This is a genomic window from Paenibacillus sp. Soil750, from assembly GCF_001428045.1.
In the GTDB taxonomy this organism is placed as follows: Bacteria; Bacillota; Bacilli; order Paenibacillales; family NBRC-103111; genus Paenibacillus_E; species Paenibacillus_E allorhizoplanae.
Map to the genome: position 1 here is coordinate 703,690 of NZ_LMSD01000023.1, position 15,528 is coordinate 719,217.

Here is a 15,528-nt window from a genome sequence, read left to right on the forward strand (position 1 = left end):
ATCCTCAACCTTCGTCTCTCTACTACAGAGCACCCTTACCATTTAATCGTTGTGTTGGAGGAAGACTCTCTGCGAATGTCTCAATGGCTAAAGCAGAATAGAAACGTAACTGTCGTGTTCTGCAAGCCTGGAACCAGCGTTGCGGAAGCTTACAATATAGGCGTTGCTGCTGCTTCATCACCTCATATTGTATGTATGCGCGAGTATATGTACGTTACGGATGGATGGCTCGGTCGGTTGAACGACTGCATGGAGCGGCACAAGCTTGCGGCTGTGGTTGGCCCTGTCAGCAGTGGTATTAGCGGCGTGCAAAACACGCCAATTATCAGTGAAAACCCGCGAGTGTTGCAGTCCTACTCTGAGAGCATTGGCATTATGCGCGAAAGCCGGAGCAAACGTGTAACTCGTGTGCTAAGCCATCTTGTGATGCTCCGTAAAAGCGCCTTCGACCAGTTGGGCGGGTTTGACGAAAGATTCGAAGTTGAAACTTACGAGGATGACGATTTATGTTACCGTGCTTTGCAAGAAGGTTACGAGCTTTATGTTGCCGAGGACTGCTTTGTGCGCTACGAGCGGAAATATGGAAAATATGCTGACGATCCTTCCTTGTATGAAGGACAACTTAGTACAAATAGCCGAAAATCGTTTGAAAAATGGGGATTGGATATCACATTGGCTTTGCACAGTTGGAAGTGGGCTGTTACGGTCAGTTTGTGCATGATTGTCAAAAATGAGGAAGACACGTTAGAACGCTGTCTGTCCAGTGTACAGGGAAGCGTTGACGAGATCATTATTATCGATACGGGTTCCACGGATCGAACCAAAGAGATCGCTCGTCAATTTACGCATCGCGTATACGATTTTGAATGGATGGATGATTTTTCCGCAGCGCGGAATTTTGCCTTTCAGAAGGCTGAGAAGGACTATATTTTATGGCTTGACGCCGATGATATCTTATTGTCTAGGGACGCTGACAAATTCCTCGCCCTGAAGCAATCATTGCCATGGCAAACAGATGCTGTTTCGATGGTATACAACCTCGCCTTTGATGAATTCGGCCATGTCACGGTCAGTTTGCGCAGAAACAGGCTGGTTAAGCGAGAAAGGGGGTTTCGCTGGATTGGTGTCGTACACGAGTATCTTGAAGTGATAGGAGCTATCGAATACGCCGATGTATGCGTAACGCACGATCGCAAGCATACCCAAACTTCCCGCAATCTGAATCTCTATGAAAAAAAAGAGAAAGAAGGAAAGAAGTTCTCCTCTCGCGATTTGTATTATTATGCAAATGAACTATTCGACCATCAGCAATGGGCGCGTTCCTTGCGTAAGTACGAGATGTTTCTTGAACAGAAGGACGGCTGGATCGAAGACATTATCAATGCCTGCGGTCGTGCAGCCGACTGCTTGCACAATCTGGGCAATCCGATGGAAGCAAAGGCGAAGGCGCTGTTATCGTTCGCGTACCAGTTGCCCAGGGCGGAGAACTGCTGCAGACTGGGTTATTATCATATGGAAGAAAGCGATTATGCCAGCGCAGTGTATTGGTACCAAATGGCCGCTTCGCTGGAGAAACCGCAGCATCCTCAAGCATTGTTGCAGCATACCTGCTGGACCTGGTTGCCGCATATCCAGCTTAGTGTCTGCTATAATAAGCTGGGACAAAATGAACGAGCTAATCACCACAACGAAATTGCTGCCACCTTTATACCTGAAGATAGCAGAATCCTGAGCAATCGCGCCTATTTTCAAGGCTTGGGCATTGAGGCTTCCTCGAGCACGACTTGAAGCTTCTGGCTGTTTGTATGATACGCGCAGTCTGTGGGAATTTGAATGTAAAAGGGTTATCTTGCAAAGCGTTCAAGAGAACGATTGCGAGGTTGCCTTTTTTGACATAGCGCTCTGCAACAATAACCTCTTAATGGAAATTCCTCTCATATAAGTCACATTTCTTGAATACATATGTGTAAAGTGACCTGCATGTCCAGCCAAGAATTGATGAGCCAAGGGGATGAGTATTGACCATGAAAGAAAATCAGGTAATCGCAATTCTTGGGATTGGTACCGCTGTGCCTGAATTCCGTCTAGACCAAGCAGATACTTCTGGGCGATTAACGGAAGCATTGCGTGACAACCCCAACTCTGCCCGTTGGGCTAAAAAAATTTTCAAACAATGCGGCGTAGAAACGAGATATACCTGCGAACCCAATCTGCTTCAAACAGCGGAGCATTGCCGATACTTTTCACAATCGAATCAGAAAGCGCCTTCGACCTCCGATCGCATGGCCACGTACAAGCGCGAGTCTGTTCCCTTAGCTCTACAGGCGGCAGAAAAAGCTCTACGTGATGCCAAAGTTGACGTATCTGACATCACGCATCTGATCACTGTAAGCTGTACAGGACAGTTCTTGCCTGGACTAGATGCCGCATTGACGCAGCAGTTGGGACTAGCTGCCAATGTCAATCGAATCCCCTTCAATTTCCTGGGCTGTGCTGCCGGATTGAAGGCAGTGTGTTTGTCACGTCAAATCGCTTCCAGCAACCCGTCTGCCAAAATCCTAGTCGTCTGCGTGGAATTATGTACCCTTCACATTCAGCCTTCAAGTGATCGTGAAGCATTATTTGGCGCTTCCTTTTTCGGAGATGGCGCTTCGTCCTGTGTAGTTGGTGTCGCAAGTGAACAGCATCATCCCATTTTTCAATTAGGAAATGATCATTCCATTCTTCTACAAGATTGTGCGGATGAAATGAAATGGGAGGTAGGGAATCACGGTTTTGATCTATATCTGTCTCCGAATATCCCTAAGTTAATTGGAACCTGGATCCCGGAACAAGTTGCGCATCTGCTTAATGGCGGACCTAAACCAGAGCTTTGGGCAATTCATCCAGGAGGGAAAGGGATTATTGATGCGTTGGAGGAGGTTTACGGATTAACCGCTGAAGAAACGCGACCGAGCCGCACGGTATTGCGCAATTATGGCAATATGTCCTCGGCTACGATCCTTTTCGTCCTAGATGAAATGAGGCTGGAACTGGAGAACCGCGGAGCGGGACCGACAAGGGGGCTATCTCTCGCATTCGGGCCAGGACTTACCTGTGAAATGATTCAATTCACCTATCAAGGTGTAGCCGCCATACAAGAAACGAAGTTAGATGAAACGTATGTTTAAGGGGCTCAAACAACGGGCAGTGCAGCATGAGTTAATGGATGACTTCTCGTCGGGAGGCCCCGAGCTTCGGCAAGCTTTGCAACATTTGCGTCGGCTTAATCGCATTTTTGGTGCTGCAGGGCCTACATTGTATGGCTTTAAACGCTTATGGCTGCAAGCTGGCAAACCTAAGACATTAACGATTCTGGATGTTGGATCTGGTTCTGGCGATGTCAATCGCCATCTTTTGCGCTGGGCGGATGAGAATGGCGTAGAACTGCGTATTACGCTAGTCGATATTACAGAGGAAGCGTGTGCAGAGGCGCGCGAGTTTTTCCGTACAGAGCCACGTGTAAGCGTGATGCGGAGCAGTTTATTTCAGCTACCGGAAAATGGGGTCGATATTACAACCGGCACGCAATTTGTGCATCATTTTACGAATACGGAGCTTCCGCAAGTTGTGGGTTGTATGCTGAAGGCATCCCGATTAGGCGTTGTCATTAATGATATTCATCGGCATTGGATTGCTTGGGGGGCTGTGTGGGTTACGGCTCGCGTTATCTCTAAGAATCGTTATATTCTGAATGATGGCCCCTTATCGGTAGCGAAAGGATTCCGTGCGAAGGATTGGACGATGCTACGCCAATCATTGGACCTCTCTAACATGATCGTCTCTTGGAGACCCTTGTTCAGGTATGCGGTCGTCATTGTGAAAAGGGAGCGGGAGCGATGACTCACATCTATGATACAGCCGTTATCGGTGCTGGAATCGCAGGCAGCGTGATGGCCAAGTCGTTAGCTGATCATGGCTGGGATACGGTGATGTTCGATCGTAAAACATTCCCAAGGCATAAGGTATGCGGGGAATTTCTATCCCCAGAATCCCTCACGATGCTTAAAAAACTTGGACTACGTGAAGCAGTAGCTGCCTTAAAGCCAAGTCCGATCAAGCGGACAAGCTTAATCCTAAGTCGGGGAAAACCATTGGAGATTGCTCTTCCAGGAACAGCTTGGGGTGTAAGCCGCTATCAGCTTGACGCAACGCTTCATCAAGCGGCGTTACGCGCAGGAGTTCAGCTGCAGACGGAAACAACGGTGATGTCTGTGAATCCCAGTGAGCAGGGATACCTCATAACTACCAAGCAGCGCGGTGTGGTTCATGAATATCAGGTACGTGCCGTTATCGCTGCTTGTGGCGCAACGGCTGTTTCTGGGCTACAAAGCCAACCCCCCCGCGACGCCATGTCCATCAAAGGGGCGCATCTAGGCGTGAAATCCCACTATAAAGGGTTGAATATGGATGGGGTTGTCGAACTCTACTTCTTTGAAGGCGGTTACCTAGGTCTTTCCCCGATTGAAGATGGATTGGTGAATGTGGCAGCACTATTGGAGCGAGAGGCTTTTCTGAAGACGGACAAATCCATTCTAGGGTTGATCGAGGCGGCATGCGCTAGGCATAGTAAGCTATCAGATCGCTTATCTTCTGCACAACCTGTTGCTGGCACACAAGCGGCTGTTGCACCTGTAAAGTTAACACGTAAGCCCCTTGCGTGGGATATGTTTCCACGTTTAGGAGACGCTGCTATGATGCTGCCGCCGCTTTGCGGTGACGGGATGTCGATGGCGCTCCGCTCGGCAATGTTATGTGCACCATTGGCATCACGATATCTGAAGGGTCAGATCAGCTTAGTTGAATGGGAACGGGACTATACGGGGGCCATACTTCGGGATTTCAAAGGGCCTTTGAAGTGGGGACATCGGTTGCAGGGGATGTTAGCTGTTCCATATTTGCCCAGCGTGATGCTTGCTGCAGCAAAGTTCACACCTGGATTGGCAGATCGATTTGTGCAAGCGACTAGGCTGAAAGAAATCGAGTATTAAGGGAGGGATATGAACTTGCATAAACTTGCCTTGTTATCCCTCCGATATCCCAAAACCATCGTCATATTCTGGGTCCTTTTCTTCCTATATTTTGGATGGTACGCTCCCAAGCTGCCTGCTGTCCTAAAGGATCATGGGTTGATTTCGGACGGTGCTTTTGCTAAGGTCGAGCAAACTCTCGCTTCTAGCTTTCATATGCCAGCGAATCCCGTCATTCTCGTGTTTGAGAAAAATAGCAAGCTGGAGCCACAGCAGTTCGAGAGGTACTTGCATCAAGATTTATTAACTTTACATGGTATGCAAGGGTTAAGAGAGATCGTATCTCCGCTTGAAAGGGAAGGGATGATCCAGGGGAATTACGCTTATGCGTTGCTTGGATTTGAGCAAAGTCCACATGACATGGAACCCGTATTGCGGGAAATACAGACACGGCTGCCGCAGCATCGAGAAATGAACGTGTCATTAACAGGAAAGTCGGTTGTGCAAGAAGATGTAAACCGAGCGAGTCAGCACGATTTGAGAAGAGCGGAAAGCTTAGGTATCCCGGCTGCCTTTTTGATTCTTTGGCTGGCATTTGGCGGTATGACATCCTCGCTGATTCCTATCATCATTGGCGTTTTCGGCGTAACGAGCACGATGGGCATCATGTATGAGGTAGGAACACGCATGGATTTATCTAACTTTGTCCTGAATGTTATTCCGATGGTAGGTCTGGCCCTTAGCATAGATTTTGCCTTGATGATGGTTAGTCGTTTTCGTGAGGAAATTCAGGTGTTTCCTGTTGGACAAGCCATCCTGACCACGATGACGACAGCTGGAAGAGCCGTCTTGTTCTCGGCGCTGAGTGTTTTTTTAGGCCTCATGGGAATACTGTTCATTCCGCTACCTATATTTTCGACCATTGCTTTAGGTGCAATGACCGTGTTAACCGTTTCTGTTATGCTGACGCTCACACTAGTGCCGGCGCTTCTAACCCTGTGGTGGCCTGCAATTCGAGCTGAACGCAGACCGCTTTATACGACAAAAGGCGCGAACAATTTGTGGTTTGCCATGGCACATTTTGTGATGAGAAGACCTGTCCAAATGAGCCTGCTCGCAGCGTGCATCCTTATCTGTTGTTTCCTGCCGCTGACGAAGATGAAATTAGCCATCCCCGATGCAACCTCCTTGCCGAAGGGCTATGAATCCCGCGCCGCATTCGAGGCGTACCAAACACATTTTGGAGCGAAAACAAGTTCAGATGTTTATCTAGTTATTAAAGGGAAAACGACGCTAATGAGCCCAAGTGATTGGAAGAACGCCTCGTTACTTGTACAAAAGTTAGAGAGGGATCCGCTCGTTGAAAAGGTAGATTCGATCTATTCGAAAATGCGAATGCCCTATGATCAACTCTATGTGTTATCTCAACAACCAAACGCAAAAGCGAACTATGAGCGCATCTTTCAAACATTTGTCCATAAGAATGAGATGCTCGTTCAGGTTCGATTACAAGGTGAACCCTCCTCACAACAAGTGATGGATTGGGTGAGACGTTGGGAAATAGAGGGAGAATCAGGAGCACTCCCATTCCAATTAGGCGGTGAAGCGAAGTATCAGCAGGAGATTTCCGATGATATTTTTGACAACTTACTCTATGTCCTTCTGTTCATATTGATTTCTAACTATGTGGTCTTATTCATCGCTTTCCGTTCCATTCTCATCCCCTTAAAAACAATCCTCATGAACCTCCTGAGCTTAGGTGCGTCTTTTGGAATTCTAGCTTGGCTATTTGAAGAGGGGCATTTCGGCTTAGAACCGAGTAGAATCGCCATTATGATTCCTGTGTTTATCTTTGGACTGGCGTTTGGGATCTCGATGGATTATGGTGTTTTTTTAGTATCGCGCATCTATGAGGAGTACCAGCGGACGTACGATAATCAGCGATCTGTGTTAGTCGGCTTAGGGTCTATCAGTAAGATTATTAACTCTGCGGCAGCAATCATGATTGCGGTTACATTACCTTTTGCATTCGGAGATGTTGTTGGTGTGAAACAGCTAGGCTTGGGTATTGCAGCCGCAATTTTTATCGATGCGACGGTAGTTAGATTGGTGCTTGTTCCTTCTCTTATGGTAATACTTGGAAAGTGGAACTGGTGGGGGCCTGGTGCGAGAAGAAGGCGTACATAAGTTCGAATGGCAGCATAGAGGTTTCTCGTTTGGCTGTGATTAAAGTTAAGGTGAGTAGTAGTATGAGAAGATAGTTGTGGATAGAGAGGAAGAGGTAGAGGTAGAGGTAGAAAGAAGTAGAAGTAGAAGTAGAAGTAGAGGTAGAAGTATGATTGTTGAGTAACAGTAGTGAGCTGGTCTGATGAAGTTTCGTAAATCTTCTATGCTCCCGGCAAAATAGATGGATTTTCTACAGTTAAATCTTTAGATTTTCCGATTAATCAAACAATAGATGGAGAACCTACAGTTAATTTTGACCATTTTATCCGATAGAATGATATGGCAGAATTAACTACATAAATTCCATTAAAATTGAATTTTTGATGGAATTTATCGTATATAGCTGTATATTTTCCAGTTAATACAAGAAATAAAGAGTGGAAGTTGCACGAAAACAAACATACTCTACCTACAATCACACAAGCCATCTCGACCAACCACCAGTCTCCACTGCCATCACCACCAAACAAACCAAACCAACCACCAACCAACTGCAACTAGCAATCATTCCATACGTCCATTCCGTGGCATCCCCTGGATTTGTTGAGCCAAAACAACAAGTGTGGCGATGTGGAGCACTATAAAAACCCGTTAACATCCAAAAAAATCGGATGTTAACGGGTTTTCTTGTGTACACGGTGGCTGTAACGATCATCTTCTAGTTCACAGCAATGACAAACGTTGCTGTGACTAACCCCTGTGCTTCAGCCTTCACGACGATCTGGCCGGCCGTTACGCCAGCTCTAACATAAGCAAGCAGCTTGCCGTGATGGGCTTTCCTAAATTTTGAGCGATACGGCTCTAAATCCTGTACATCGCCGTTTTCTAAGCCAATAATTTCACCGGGCCCATCGATGGATAGTTGGATGAGATCGTCAGCCAAATAAACGAGTTTACCATGACTGTCTGTGATTTCGATTTCGACATGAGCAATATCCTGCCCATCCGCGCTTAATTCTGCTTTATCTACCCGTAACATCAGTTGGTCTGCTTTCGTGACCGTTCCTAAAGCACAAGAACAACCAATGCCCTCCGCGCTTCTAGCAACGACATTCAAAATCCCTTCCTCAAAGCCAACTTCCCATGTCAGGTAACCTAGTGGTGAATCAATCAGCTTTTTCGTTCCCAGCGACCGTTCATTAAGGAATAGTTCTGCCTCCTCGCAGTTGGTATAACAGATGACATCCAGCTGTTCGTCAGGCTTCCAGTTCCAGTGTGGCGCACCGCAATGCCATCTTTTATTACTCGCATACGTGGGATCGTCTTTACTAGCTGTGGCTAGAAAAGCCATTGGTTCCGCGCTCCATAGGCTCTGACGGAAGTAATAGCTGGCTTTCTTAAAGCCAGCAAGATCCATGAATCCGGCTTGCGAAGCCCGAATAGGCCACCCTTTGGCTTCGCCCATATAATCGATTCCAGTCCAAATAAATTGCGCACATATCGCATCGTTGTCTTTGACAGCAAGCCAAGCCTCTAGGCTCGCGCTATTTTCACTGCCGAAGGTGACTCGATTCGGATATTGCTGCCGCGCCTCCTCGTAGAGATGCTCTTTGTAATTGTAGCCCACCACATCCAATGTATCCGCATAGCCAATCAAATTCGCTAATTCGGGAAAGGCCAGAGCGGCAGTGACGGGTCTAGTCGTATCGCATTCTTTCACATAGCGAGCGAGGTTTTTGGCAATCGTAGTCAGCCTACCACTTTGTGGTTTATTCGGATCATATTCGCGCTCAGCGGCAGGTTTGTTGGCATCGTTATTGCCGGTCATGGTTTGAAAATACGGGTGACAATAGGGATCATTGGGATAATCCACTTCATTTCCGATGCTCCATAAAATGATAGAGGGATGATTCCGATCCCGCAAAACCATCTCCTTGATGTCCAATTCTCCCCACTGAGGGAAATCCTCATAGTAGCCAAAATGCTTCGGCGGGTACACGTTGTGTCCGGTTGACCATTTATGCTTCACGCCTTCCCATTCGTCAAACGCTTCATCAATGACGAGAAATCCCATGCGGTCGCATAAATCGAGCAAATTAGGAGCAGGCGGGTTGTGACTCATTCTAATGGCGTTACAGCCCATGTCTTGAAGCGCTTGAAGTCTCCTCTGCCATACCTGTACAGGAACTGCAGCACCTAGTGCCCCCGCATCATGATGGACACAAACACCTTTTAATTTCATATTCACGCCATTTAAGAAGAAGCCTTTATGGGCATCAAATTCAAACCATCGAATGCCCACAGTGGTGTTCACATGGTCGATGATTTCGCCATTCTTCCTAATCTCCGTACATAATACGTACAAATCAGGGCTGTAAGGGGACCATAGATTTGGGGCAGTAACCTTGATGGTTTGATTCAATTCCGTAAAGGAGTCAGTCTGAACGACAATCTCCTCTCCTACCGATTCGATCAGGTTTCCGTCCGCATCCCTAAGGGTATTTGAAAGCTCAATTGTCGCATCTGCTTGTGATTCATTGGATAATCGTATGTTAACAGCAACGGTAGCTTGATCCTTCGAAACTTCTGGTGTTGTGACAAATACACCGTAGTGATCGATATGTATCGCATCAGTAATCGTGATATAAACATCTCTATATATGCCTGACCCGGTAAACCATCTGGAGTCTGCAATATCTTGGTGGTCAACTTTGACAGAAATCACATTGTCCTGTTTCCCAAAGGAGATGAAATCGGTGATGTCATAGGTAAAACTGCTATAGCCGTAGGGGCGTTTCCCCAGATAATAGCTATTGCACCATACTTGGGCGTTATCATAGACCCCTTCGAAGGTAATGTTTACGCGTTTGCCTGCCAATTCCTGAGGAAGCAGTAAGTTTTTACGATACCAACCTATGCCTCCAGGCAAGTATCCCGTACCACTGGAATGCTCTTGTGAAAATGGTTCTTCAACGGACCAATCATGAGGAAGCGTCACATCACGCCAACTGGCATCTTCATAACCTCTATACCAGGCTTGGGATTCATCCCCTCTGAAAAACTTCCAATTCAAATTGATATTTTCAATGATTCTGCTCCTATTCATCGTCTTTCTCCCTTCTCATATGAGCATTCACAAAATTGCAAGGAATTACGTTGTCGCGCTTTCATTATAAGATTAGAATTGGAGTTAGTGAATAAAATATATTGCTAATAACATGTACAAAATTGCTAATGGAGTGATTGTGATGATTAATATATCCGGCAATGCGCTAGACGATTGGTATGAGCAAGGCGTTGAGCGGAATGACTGCTTGCTGACAGTCAACTGTTGCGGTTATCAGAAGCTGATGACCATTGATTTAAATCGGAAGCGCGAACAAGGTCGTGTTGATTATCAGTTGATTTATTTGGTGGGCGGAAAAGGGACTTTCTACTTCAATCAGCTTTCACAAGATGTGCATAAAGGTCAAATCGTCTTGTATGCTCCCAACGAGCCGCAGACGTACAAGTATTTCGCGAAAGATGCCACAGAGGCATACTGGATTCATTTTACAGGACATGGCGTACAGAATTATTTGCAGCAATGTGGACTACTAGACACTTCTATTCAAACGGTTGGCCTTGTAGATGAGGTGGGGGAGTTGTTTAAAAAAATTATCCGGGAACTGAATATGAAGAAGCCTTTCAATGAGCATGTGACGTCAGCCTATTTACTCAGCTTGCTCGCGCTACTAGGTAGAAGGCTGCAAAGAACTGAAAATCAAGGGAAAGATGACCACCATTCTGACATCCATATGATCATGGAAATTATGCACGAAAAGTATAGTCAGAACTTGGTTGTTTCGGAGCTTGCCAAGACGTGCAACTTGAGTCTTTTTCGATTTATCCATAAATTCAAGGATGTTACGGGAACGACGCCAGGCAAATATGTAACCAATATTCGGATCAATGAAGCTAAAAAGATGCTCTCAGAAACTTCCTTACATGTGAAAGAAGTCGCTTCCATTGTTGGCTATGACAATCCCTTGTACTTTAGCAGAGTGTTCTGCCAAGCTGTGGGAATCCCGCCCAGTCGATATAAGGATCAGGTAGAACTATAATTAGAGGAATTTCATGGCAGTCACCGAATTGGTCAGGTAGGAATTTGTCGAATTTTGGTGAATTGATCGTGTAAAGGAGATCTGCCATGCCTAATCTTGTGAAGTCGAGCCTTTCCCGTCGATTTGTTAGAATGATATTGTTTTTCGCATTGCTCGTCATGGTTGGGGCAATTGGTGTTTCATCCATTGGCTATGATGTACAACAGTCTTATCAAGAGCGCATCACGCTGCTCAAAGAGAAAGAAAAGGCTACGGCTTCTATCTATCTCCACTACAATCAAATCTTTTTGCATGCAAGGGCCTTTTACGCATTCCGCCAGGAGTTTGAATATGAGGCCGTTATGAAGGAAAAGCCGGATCTAGAGAAAGCAATGGAGACATTTTTGCAGCTTCCTTTAACAGATCAGGAGAAAGAGCTGCTTACAACGTTAAAGTCATTTGAGAAAAACTATTTTGAAAATGTATTTCCGAAATACGTAAAGCTCGCGCATAACGAGGATCCATTGGCCATAGTGAAAGCTGGTGCAACGACACCAAACGGCAGTGTAGGGACAAGTATCTATGATTTGTTAGGCAAAATTAATGACATTTCGATGCAGAACTCGTCCCAATCGGAAACAGAAGCACGGAACTTGTTTAAGACCTTATCCAATCTCAATTATGTATTCTTTGCGTATGTATTTGGCATTTTGGTATTCATTACTTTCCTGACATCGATCACGGCCAGGAACATGGGCAGACCGCTGCGCAAACTGGCAGATCACGCAGAAAAAGTGTCATTAGGGCAGTCGGTTGAGCTGGAAATGTCCAAGCGGAACGATGAAATTGGTCTTCTCAATCGGTCCTTTCACACCATGCTGCAGAAGGTTCAAGTGAAGGAAGAAGAGCTACTATCTCAGAATGAAGAGTTAATTGCCCAGCAGGAAGAGCTACAGATGCAGCAGGAAGAGCTTCAGGAATTATTGCGTAAAATGGAAGAAAACGAAGAACTCTTGATGAGCGAAAGAGCGCTTACGAGAGACATCATGGATACCATTCAAGAAGGCGTTCAGTTCGTCAATGTCGAGGGGATCATCGTAAAGGCGAACTCAACGATGAATGAATTATTTGGTATTCCTGTGGGGCAGTCTATGTCAAATATCCAGTTAGCCCAGTTTATCTATTCAACTTCGCATGCAATTGAGGATAACAGTGATTTAAAGTCGTATATGATTTCACAGATTAGTGAAGAAGCGCTGGAGGAAAGGTCCTACATGTATGAGATCACGTCTCCGACGCGAAGGGTCATTCAAGCCTATGCGGAGCCGTTGTATAGAGAAACGGGGAGAATCGGAACGGTTTTTGTCCATCGTGATATGACGAAACAAGCCGAAGTCGACCAATTAAAGTCGGAGTTCGTAAGTACCGTCAGTCATGAGCTGCGTACACCGCTTTCCAGTGTATTGGGCTTTGCTGAACGATTGCTGACCAAAGAGATGAGTCCAGAGAAGCAACAGAAATACTTGAAAACAATTCATCAAGAGACTGTTCGGCTGACCGCATTAATTAATGATTTCCTGGATGTCCAACGGATGGAATCGGGTAAATCGACTCACCAGAAGAATCCAGTTGATCTCTTTGAGGTGTTAAATGGTGTATTCACTTTGCAGCAAGGAAGCTCCACGAAGCATGATTTCAACGTTCATATCCCTATTATACCGTATGTTATTTCAGGAGATCAGGATAATCTGACGCAGCTTTTCATGAACCTCGTTAGCAACGCAGTCAAGTATTCACCAGAAGGCGGGCGGATTACGGCGAAGCTTTACCATGTTGGTAATCAAGCTCTTGTTGACATTACCGATGAGGGATTGGGAATTCCGGAAGAAGCCATTCCAAAGCTGTTTACGAAGTTTTATCGCATTGATAATTCAGATCGTAGAGCCATTGGTGGTACGGGGTTAGGCCTTGCGATTGTGAAGGGCATTGTTGAGGCACATGGCGGCGAAATTTCTGTTACCTCTAAACTAGGAGAAGGAAGTACGTTCCGCGTTAGCTTTCCTTTGATTTCGATGCCTGAGATTACCAACGGGGAAGAGCTGCTAACCGCTGCAGCAGATGAATTCACAGGCAAAACCGTCGTACTCATCGAGGATGACGTCAGCTTGACGGAACTTCTCACTGAGGAACTCACTGAGAAAGGTTTTCGAGTCATCAACTACACGACTGGCGAACAAGCACTTAAAGATATGCCAATGAAGAAGCCGGATGCGGTTATCGTTGACATCATGCTAAACAATAGTATTGACGGATGGCAGATTATCAATCTCATCAAGGAAGATCCAGCCTTACATGACTTGCCTATCTTCATTTCTTCCGCACTGGATGAAACTGAGAAGGGGAAGGAAATCGGGGCAAACATGTACTTCGTCAAACCGTATCCACCTAGCCAATTGTCGGGTATGTTGCTCGAGATTCTCGGATTGAAGCGGGTGTAAGGAGACGAGAGAATCCAAAGAGAAAGCATGCGTAGTCCAAGATTTCTATGGATTGTGCATGCTTTTTGTTTTTTACAGGTTTGACGCGGATAGCAGGGGTATTTTGATCGTTGATTTCATTTTTCAGCGTCTGTATTTGCGATTAACTGGAAAAATGCTCTTCTGTCAAGAAAGTGGACGTCACTAAGTTATGCGACCTGCTGGTAGTATAGCTGCTCAAATTGCTCAGGTGACATGTAACCAATTGTTCTGGAAAAATGCTCTTCTGTCAAGAAAGTGGACGTCACTAAGTTATGCGACYTGCTGGTAGTATAGCTGCTCAAATTGCTCAGGTGACATGTAACCAATTGTGCTATTCGACCTTGTCCTGTTGTAAAAGAACTCAAGATAYCGATACAKCTTCTGATGGGCYTCTTGTTTAGTCTTGAATTTTGGGTTGCTGTAGATGAATTCACGCTTCAWAATGCTATGAAATGCCTCCATACAGGCATTGTCATAACAGTTACCTTTACGACTCATACTGGGCGTTATCCCATAGCTTTCTAGCTGACTGCGGTACTCAATGCTATGAAATGCCTCCATACAGGCATTGTCATAACAGTTACCTTTACGACTCATACTGGGCGTTATCCCATAGCTTTCTAGCTGACTGCGGTACTCCYTGGAGGCATATTGAGAACCTCGGTCGGAATGGTGAATCAGGTCTACTCCAGGCTTCTTGACGCTATGAGCCTGCTTCAGTGCATCTAAGACGAGATCTGTTGTCATTCGGTCACTTAGTTTCCATCCAACAATTTGCTTCGTGTAGAGGTCCAGAATGCTCGACGCTATGAGCCTGCTTCAGTGCATCTAAGACGAGATCTGTTGTCATTCGGTCACTTAGTTTCCATCCAACAATTTGCTTCGTGTAGAGGTCCAGAATGCTYGCAAGGTAGAGCTTTCCTTGACGGCATGGAATGTAAGTAATATCAGCTACCCATTTTTCATTTGGCTTTGTTGCTGCAAAATYTTGCTGAAGGAGATTGGGAGCAATCGGCTGATCGTGRTTCGAATCTGTTGTTTGAACTCTAAATTTCCGTGCCATACAAGAGCGTAACCCTTGCTCACGCATAATGAGGCCGACCGTCCGTTCCGATACACACAGGCCTTCCTTCAATAACTCTTTGTGTATTCGTGGGCTGCCATAGATTTCATGCTTGAGTTGAAAGTAATACTTAATACGATCTGCTAGTTCCTCCTTACGCTTGCACTGCTCAGAGACGTCAGCTGTTTTCCATTTGTAATATCCGCTCTTGGACACTTTTAGAACGTTGCACATCTTCTCCAATCGAAACTCAGAGCGGTGATCTTCAATAAACTGAAATCTCAGTTCCTTTCTTTGCTGAAGATGTGCATGGCCTTTTTTAGAATCGCGATCTCTTCCTTTAGATCTTCGATTTCCCGTTTCTGATCATCAATGAGTTGAGACTGCTCGCGGAGGTTTTCCACTTTGTTCACAGGCTCATGATCAAACTCACGGTATTTCCCCAGCCAATTTCGAAGAGTACCAGGATTAATATTCAACTCGTCCGCGATATGCTCTAAGGATTTAGTCTGCTCTTGCACATACTTTACAGCTTCACGTTTAAAAGTTTCATTATATCGTTGTCTTGATTCGCTCATGGACAGACACCTCTTAGTTAGTTGTTAAGATTATTATTACTTCTACACTAAGAGACGTCCACTTTTTATTCTAAGTGCAAAAATCCAGCTATTTCTGCCCAATTTCATCTA

At 45.6% G+C, this 15,528-nt stretch carries 11 protein-coding genes and 1 pseudogene; 7 read left to right on the forward strand and 5 right to left on the reverse strand.

Annotation, left to right across the window (positions count from 1 at the left end):
• The first annotated feature begins 75 nt into the window (after positions 1-75).
• The 5 genes from ASL11_RS36635 to ASL11_RS22850 all read left to right on the forward strand — a co-directional run bounded on the left by ASL11_RS36635 (position 76) and on the right by ASL11_RS22850 (position 7,196).
• Positions 76-1,788: a glycosyltransferase gene (locus ASL11_RS36635; RefSeq protein ID WP_162261672.1), complete on the forward strand. Its 1,713-nt coding sequence runs from the start codon at positions 76-78 to the stop codon at positions 1,786-1,788.
• A 236-nt stretch (positions 1,789-2,024) separates the two neighbouring features.
• Positions 2,025-3,170 carry a type III polyketide synthase gene (locus ASL11_RS22835; protein ID WP_056620158.1) on the forward strand — a complete coding sequence of 382 codons (1,146 nt, stop codon included), beginning with the start codon at positions 2,025-2,027 and terminating at the stop codon, positions 3,168-3,170.
• Positions 3,163-3,882 carry a methyltransferase domain-containing protein gene (locus tag ASL11_RS22840; protein WP_056620276.1) on the forward strand — a complete coding sequence of 240 codons (720 nt, stop codon included), beginning with the start codon at positions 3,163-3,165 and terminating at the stop codon, positions 3,880-3,882. The genes ASL11_RS22835 and ASL11_RS22840 overlap by 8 nt, the downstream gene beginning before the upstream one ends.
• Positions 3,879-5,030: an NAD(P)/FAD-dependent oxidoreductase gene (locus ASL11_RS22845; protein WP_056620161.1), complete on the forward strand. Its 1,152-nt coding sequence runs from the start codon at positions 3,879-3,881 to the stop codon at positions 5,028-5,030. Before ASL11_RS22840 ends, ASL11_RS22845 begins: the two co-directional genes overlap by 4 nt.
• 9 nt (positions 5,031-5,039) lie before the next feature.
• Positions 5,040-7,196 (forward strand): MMPL family transporter, encoded by a 2,157-nt coding sequence (locus ASL11_RS22850; RefSeq protein WP_200962468.1) that lies wholly within the window; start codon positions 5,040-5,042, stop codon positions 7,194-7,196.
• Positions 7,197-7,893: 697 nt separating this feature from the next.
• On the opposite strand, the gene ASL11_RS22855 is transcribed toward ASL11_RS22850, so the two are convergent.
• Positions 7,894-10,281 carry a glycoside hydrolase family 2 TIM barrel-domain containing protein gene (locus ASL11_RS22855; protein ID WP_056620168.1) on the reverse strand — a complete coding sequence of 796 codons (2,388 nt, stop codon included), beginning with the start codon at positions 10,279-10,281 and terminating at the stop codon, positions 7,894-7,896.
• Between the two features lie 142 nt (positions 10,282-10,423).
• On the opposite strand from ASL11_RS22855, the gene ASL11_RS22860 reads away from it, so the two are divergent.
• Entirely contained in the window at positions 10,424-11,278 is an 855-nt protein-coding gene (locus ASL11_RS22860) for an AraC family transcriptional regulator (RefSeq protein WP_162261673.1), read from the forward strand.
• An 86-nt stretch (positions 11,279-11,364) separates the two neighbouring features.
• The gene (locus ASL11_RS22865) at positions 11,365-13,755 is read left to right on the forward strand and encodes an ATP-binding protein (protein ID WP_056620173.1); all 2,391 of its coding nucleotides are present in this window, start codon (positions 11,365-11,367) and stop codon (positions 13,753-13,755) included.
• Between the two features lie 291 nt (positions 13,756-14,046).
• Here the strand turns inward: ASL11_RS22865 and ASL11_RS38180 are convergent, their stop codons facing one another.
• The 4 genes and pseudogenes from ASL11_RS38180 to ASL11_RS22880 form a co-directional block, all read right to left on the reverse strand.
• On the reverse strand, positions 14,047-14,337 hold the full coding sequence (locus ASL11_RS38180; RefSeq protein WP_442953087.1) for a transposase: 291 nt from the start codon (positions 14,335-14,337) through the stop codon (positions 14,047-14,049).
• Positions 14,338-14,475 (reverse strand): annotated as a pseudogene (locus ASL11_RS38185) (DDE-type integrase/transposase/recombinase); the annotation flags it as partial.
• A gap of 52 nt (positions 14,476-14,527) precedes the next feature.
• Complete coding sequence (locus ASL11_RS22875) at positions 14,528-15,124, reverse strand: IS3 family transposase (RefSeq protein WP_157257012.1); 597 nt, start codon at positions 15,122-15,124, stop codon at positions 14,528-14,530.
• A complete protein-coding gene (locus ASL11_RS22880) occupies positions 15,121-15,417 on the reverse strand; it encodes a transposase (protein WP_056620178.1) in 297 nt (98 codons plus the stop codon). The genes ASL11_RS22875 and ASL11_RS22880 overlap by 4 nt, the downstream gene beginning before the upstream one ends.
• Positions 15,418-15,528 lie beyond the last annotated feature (111 nt).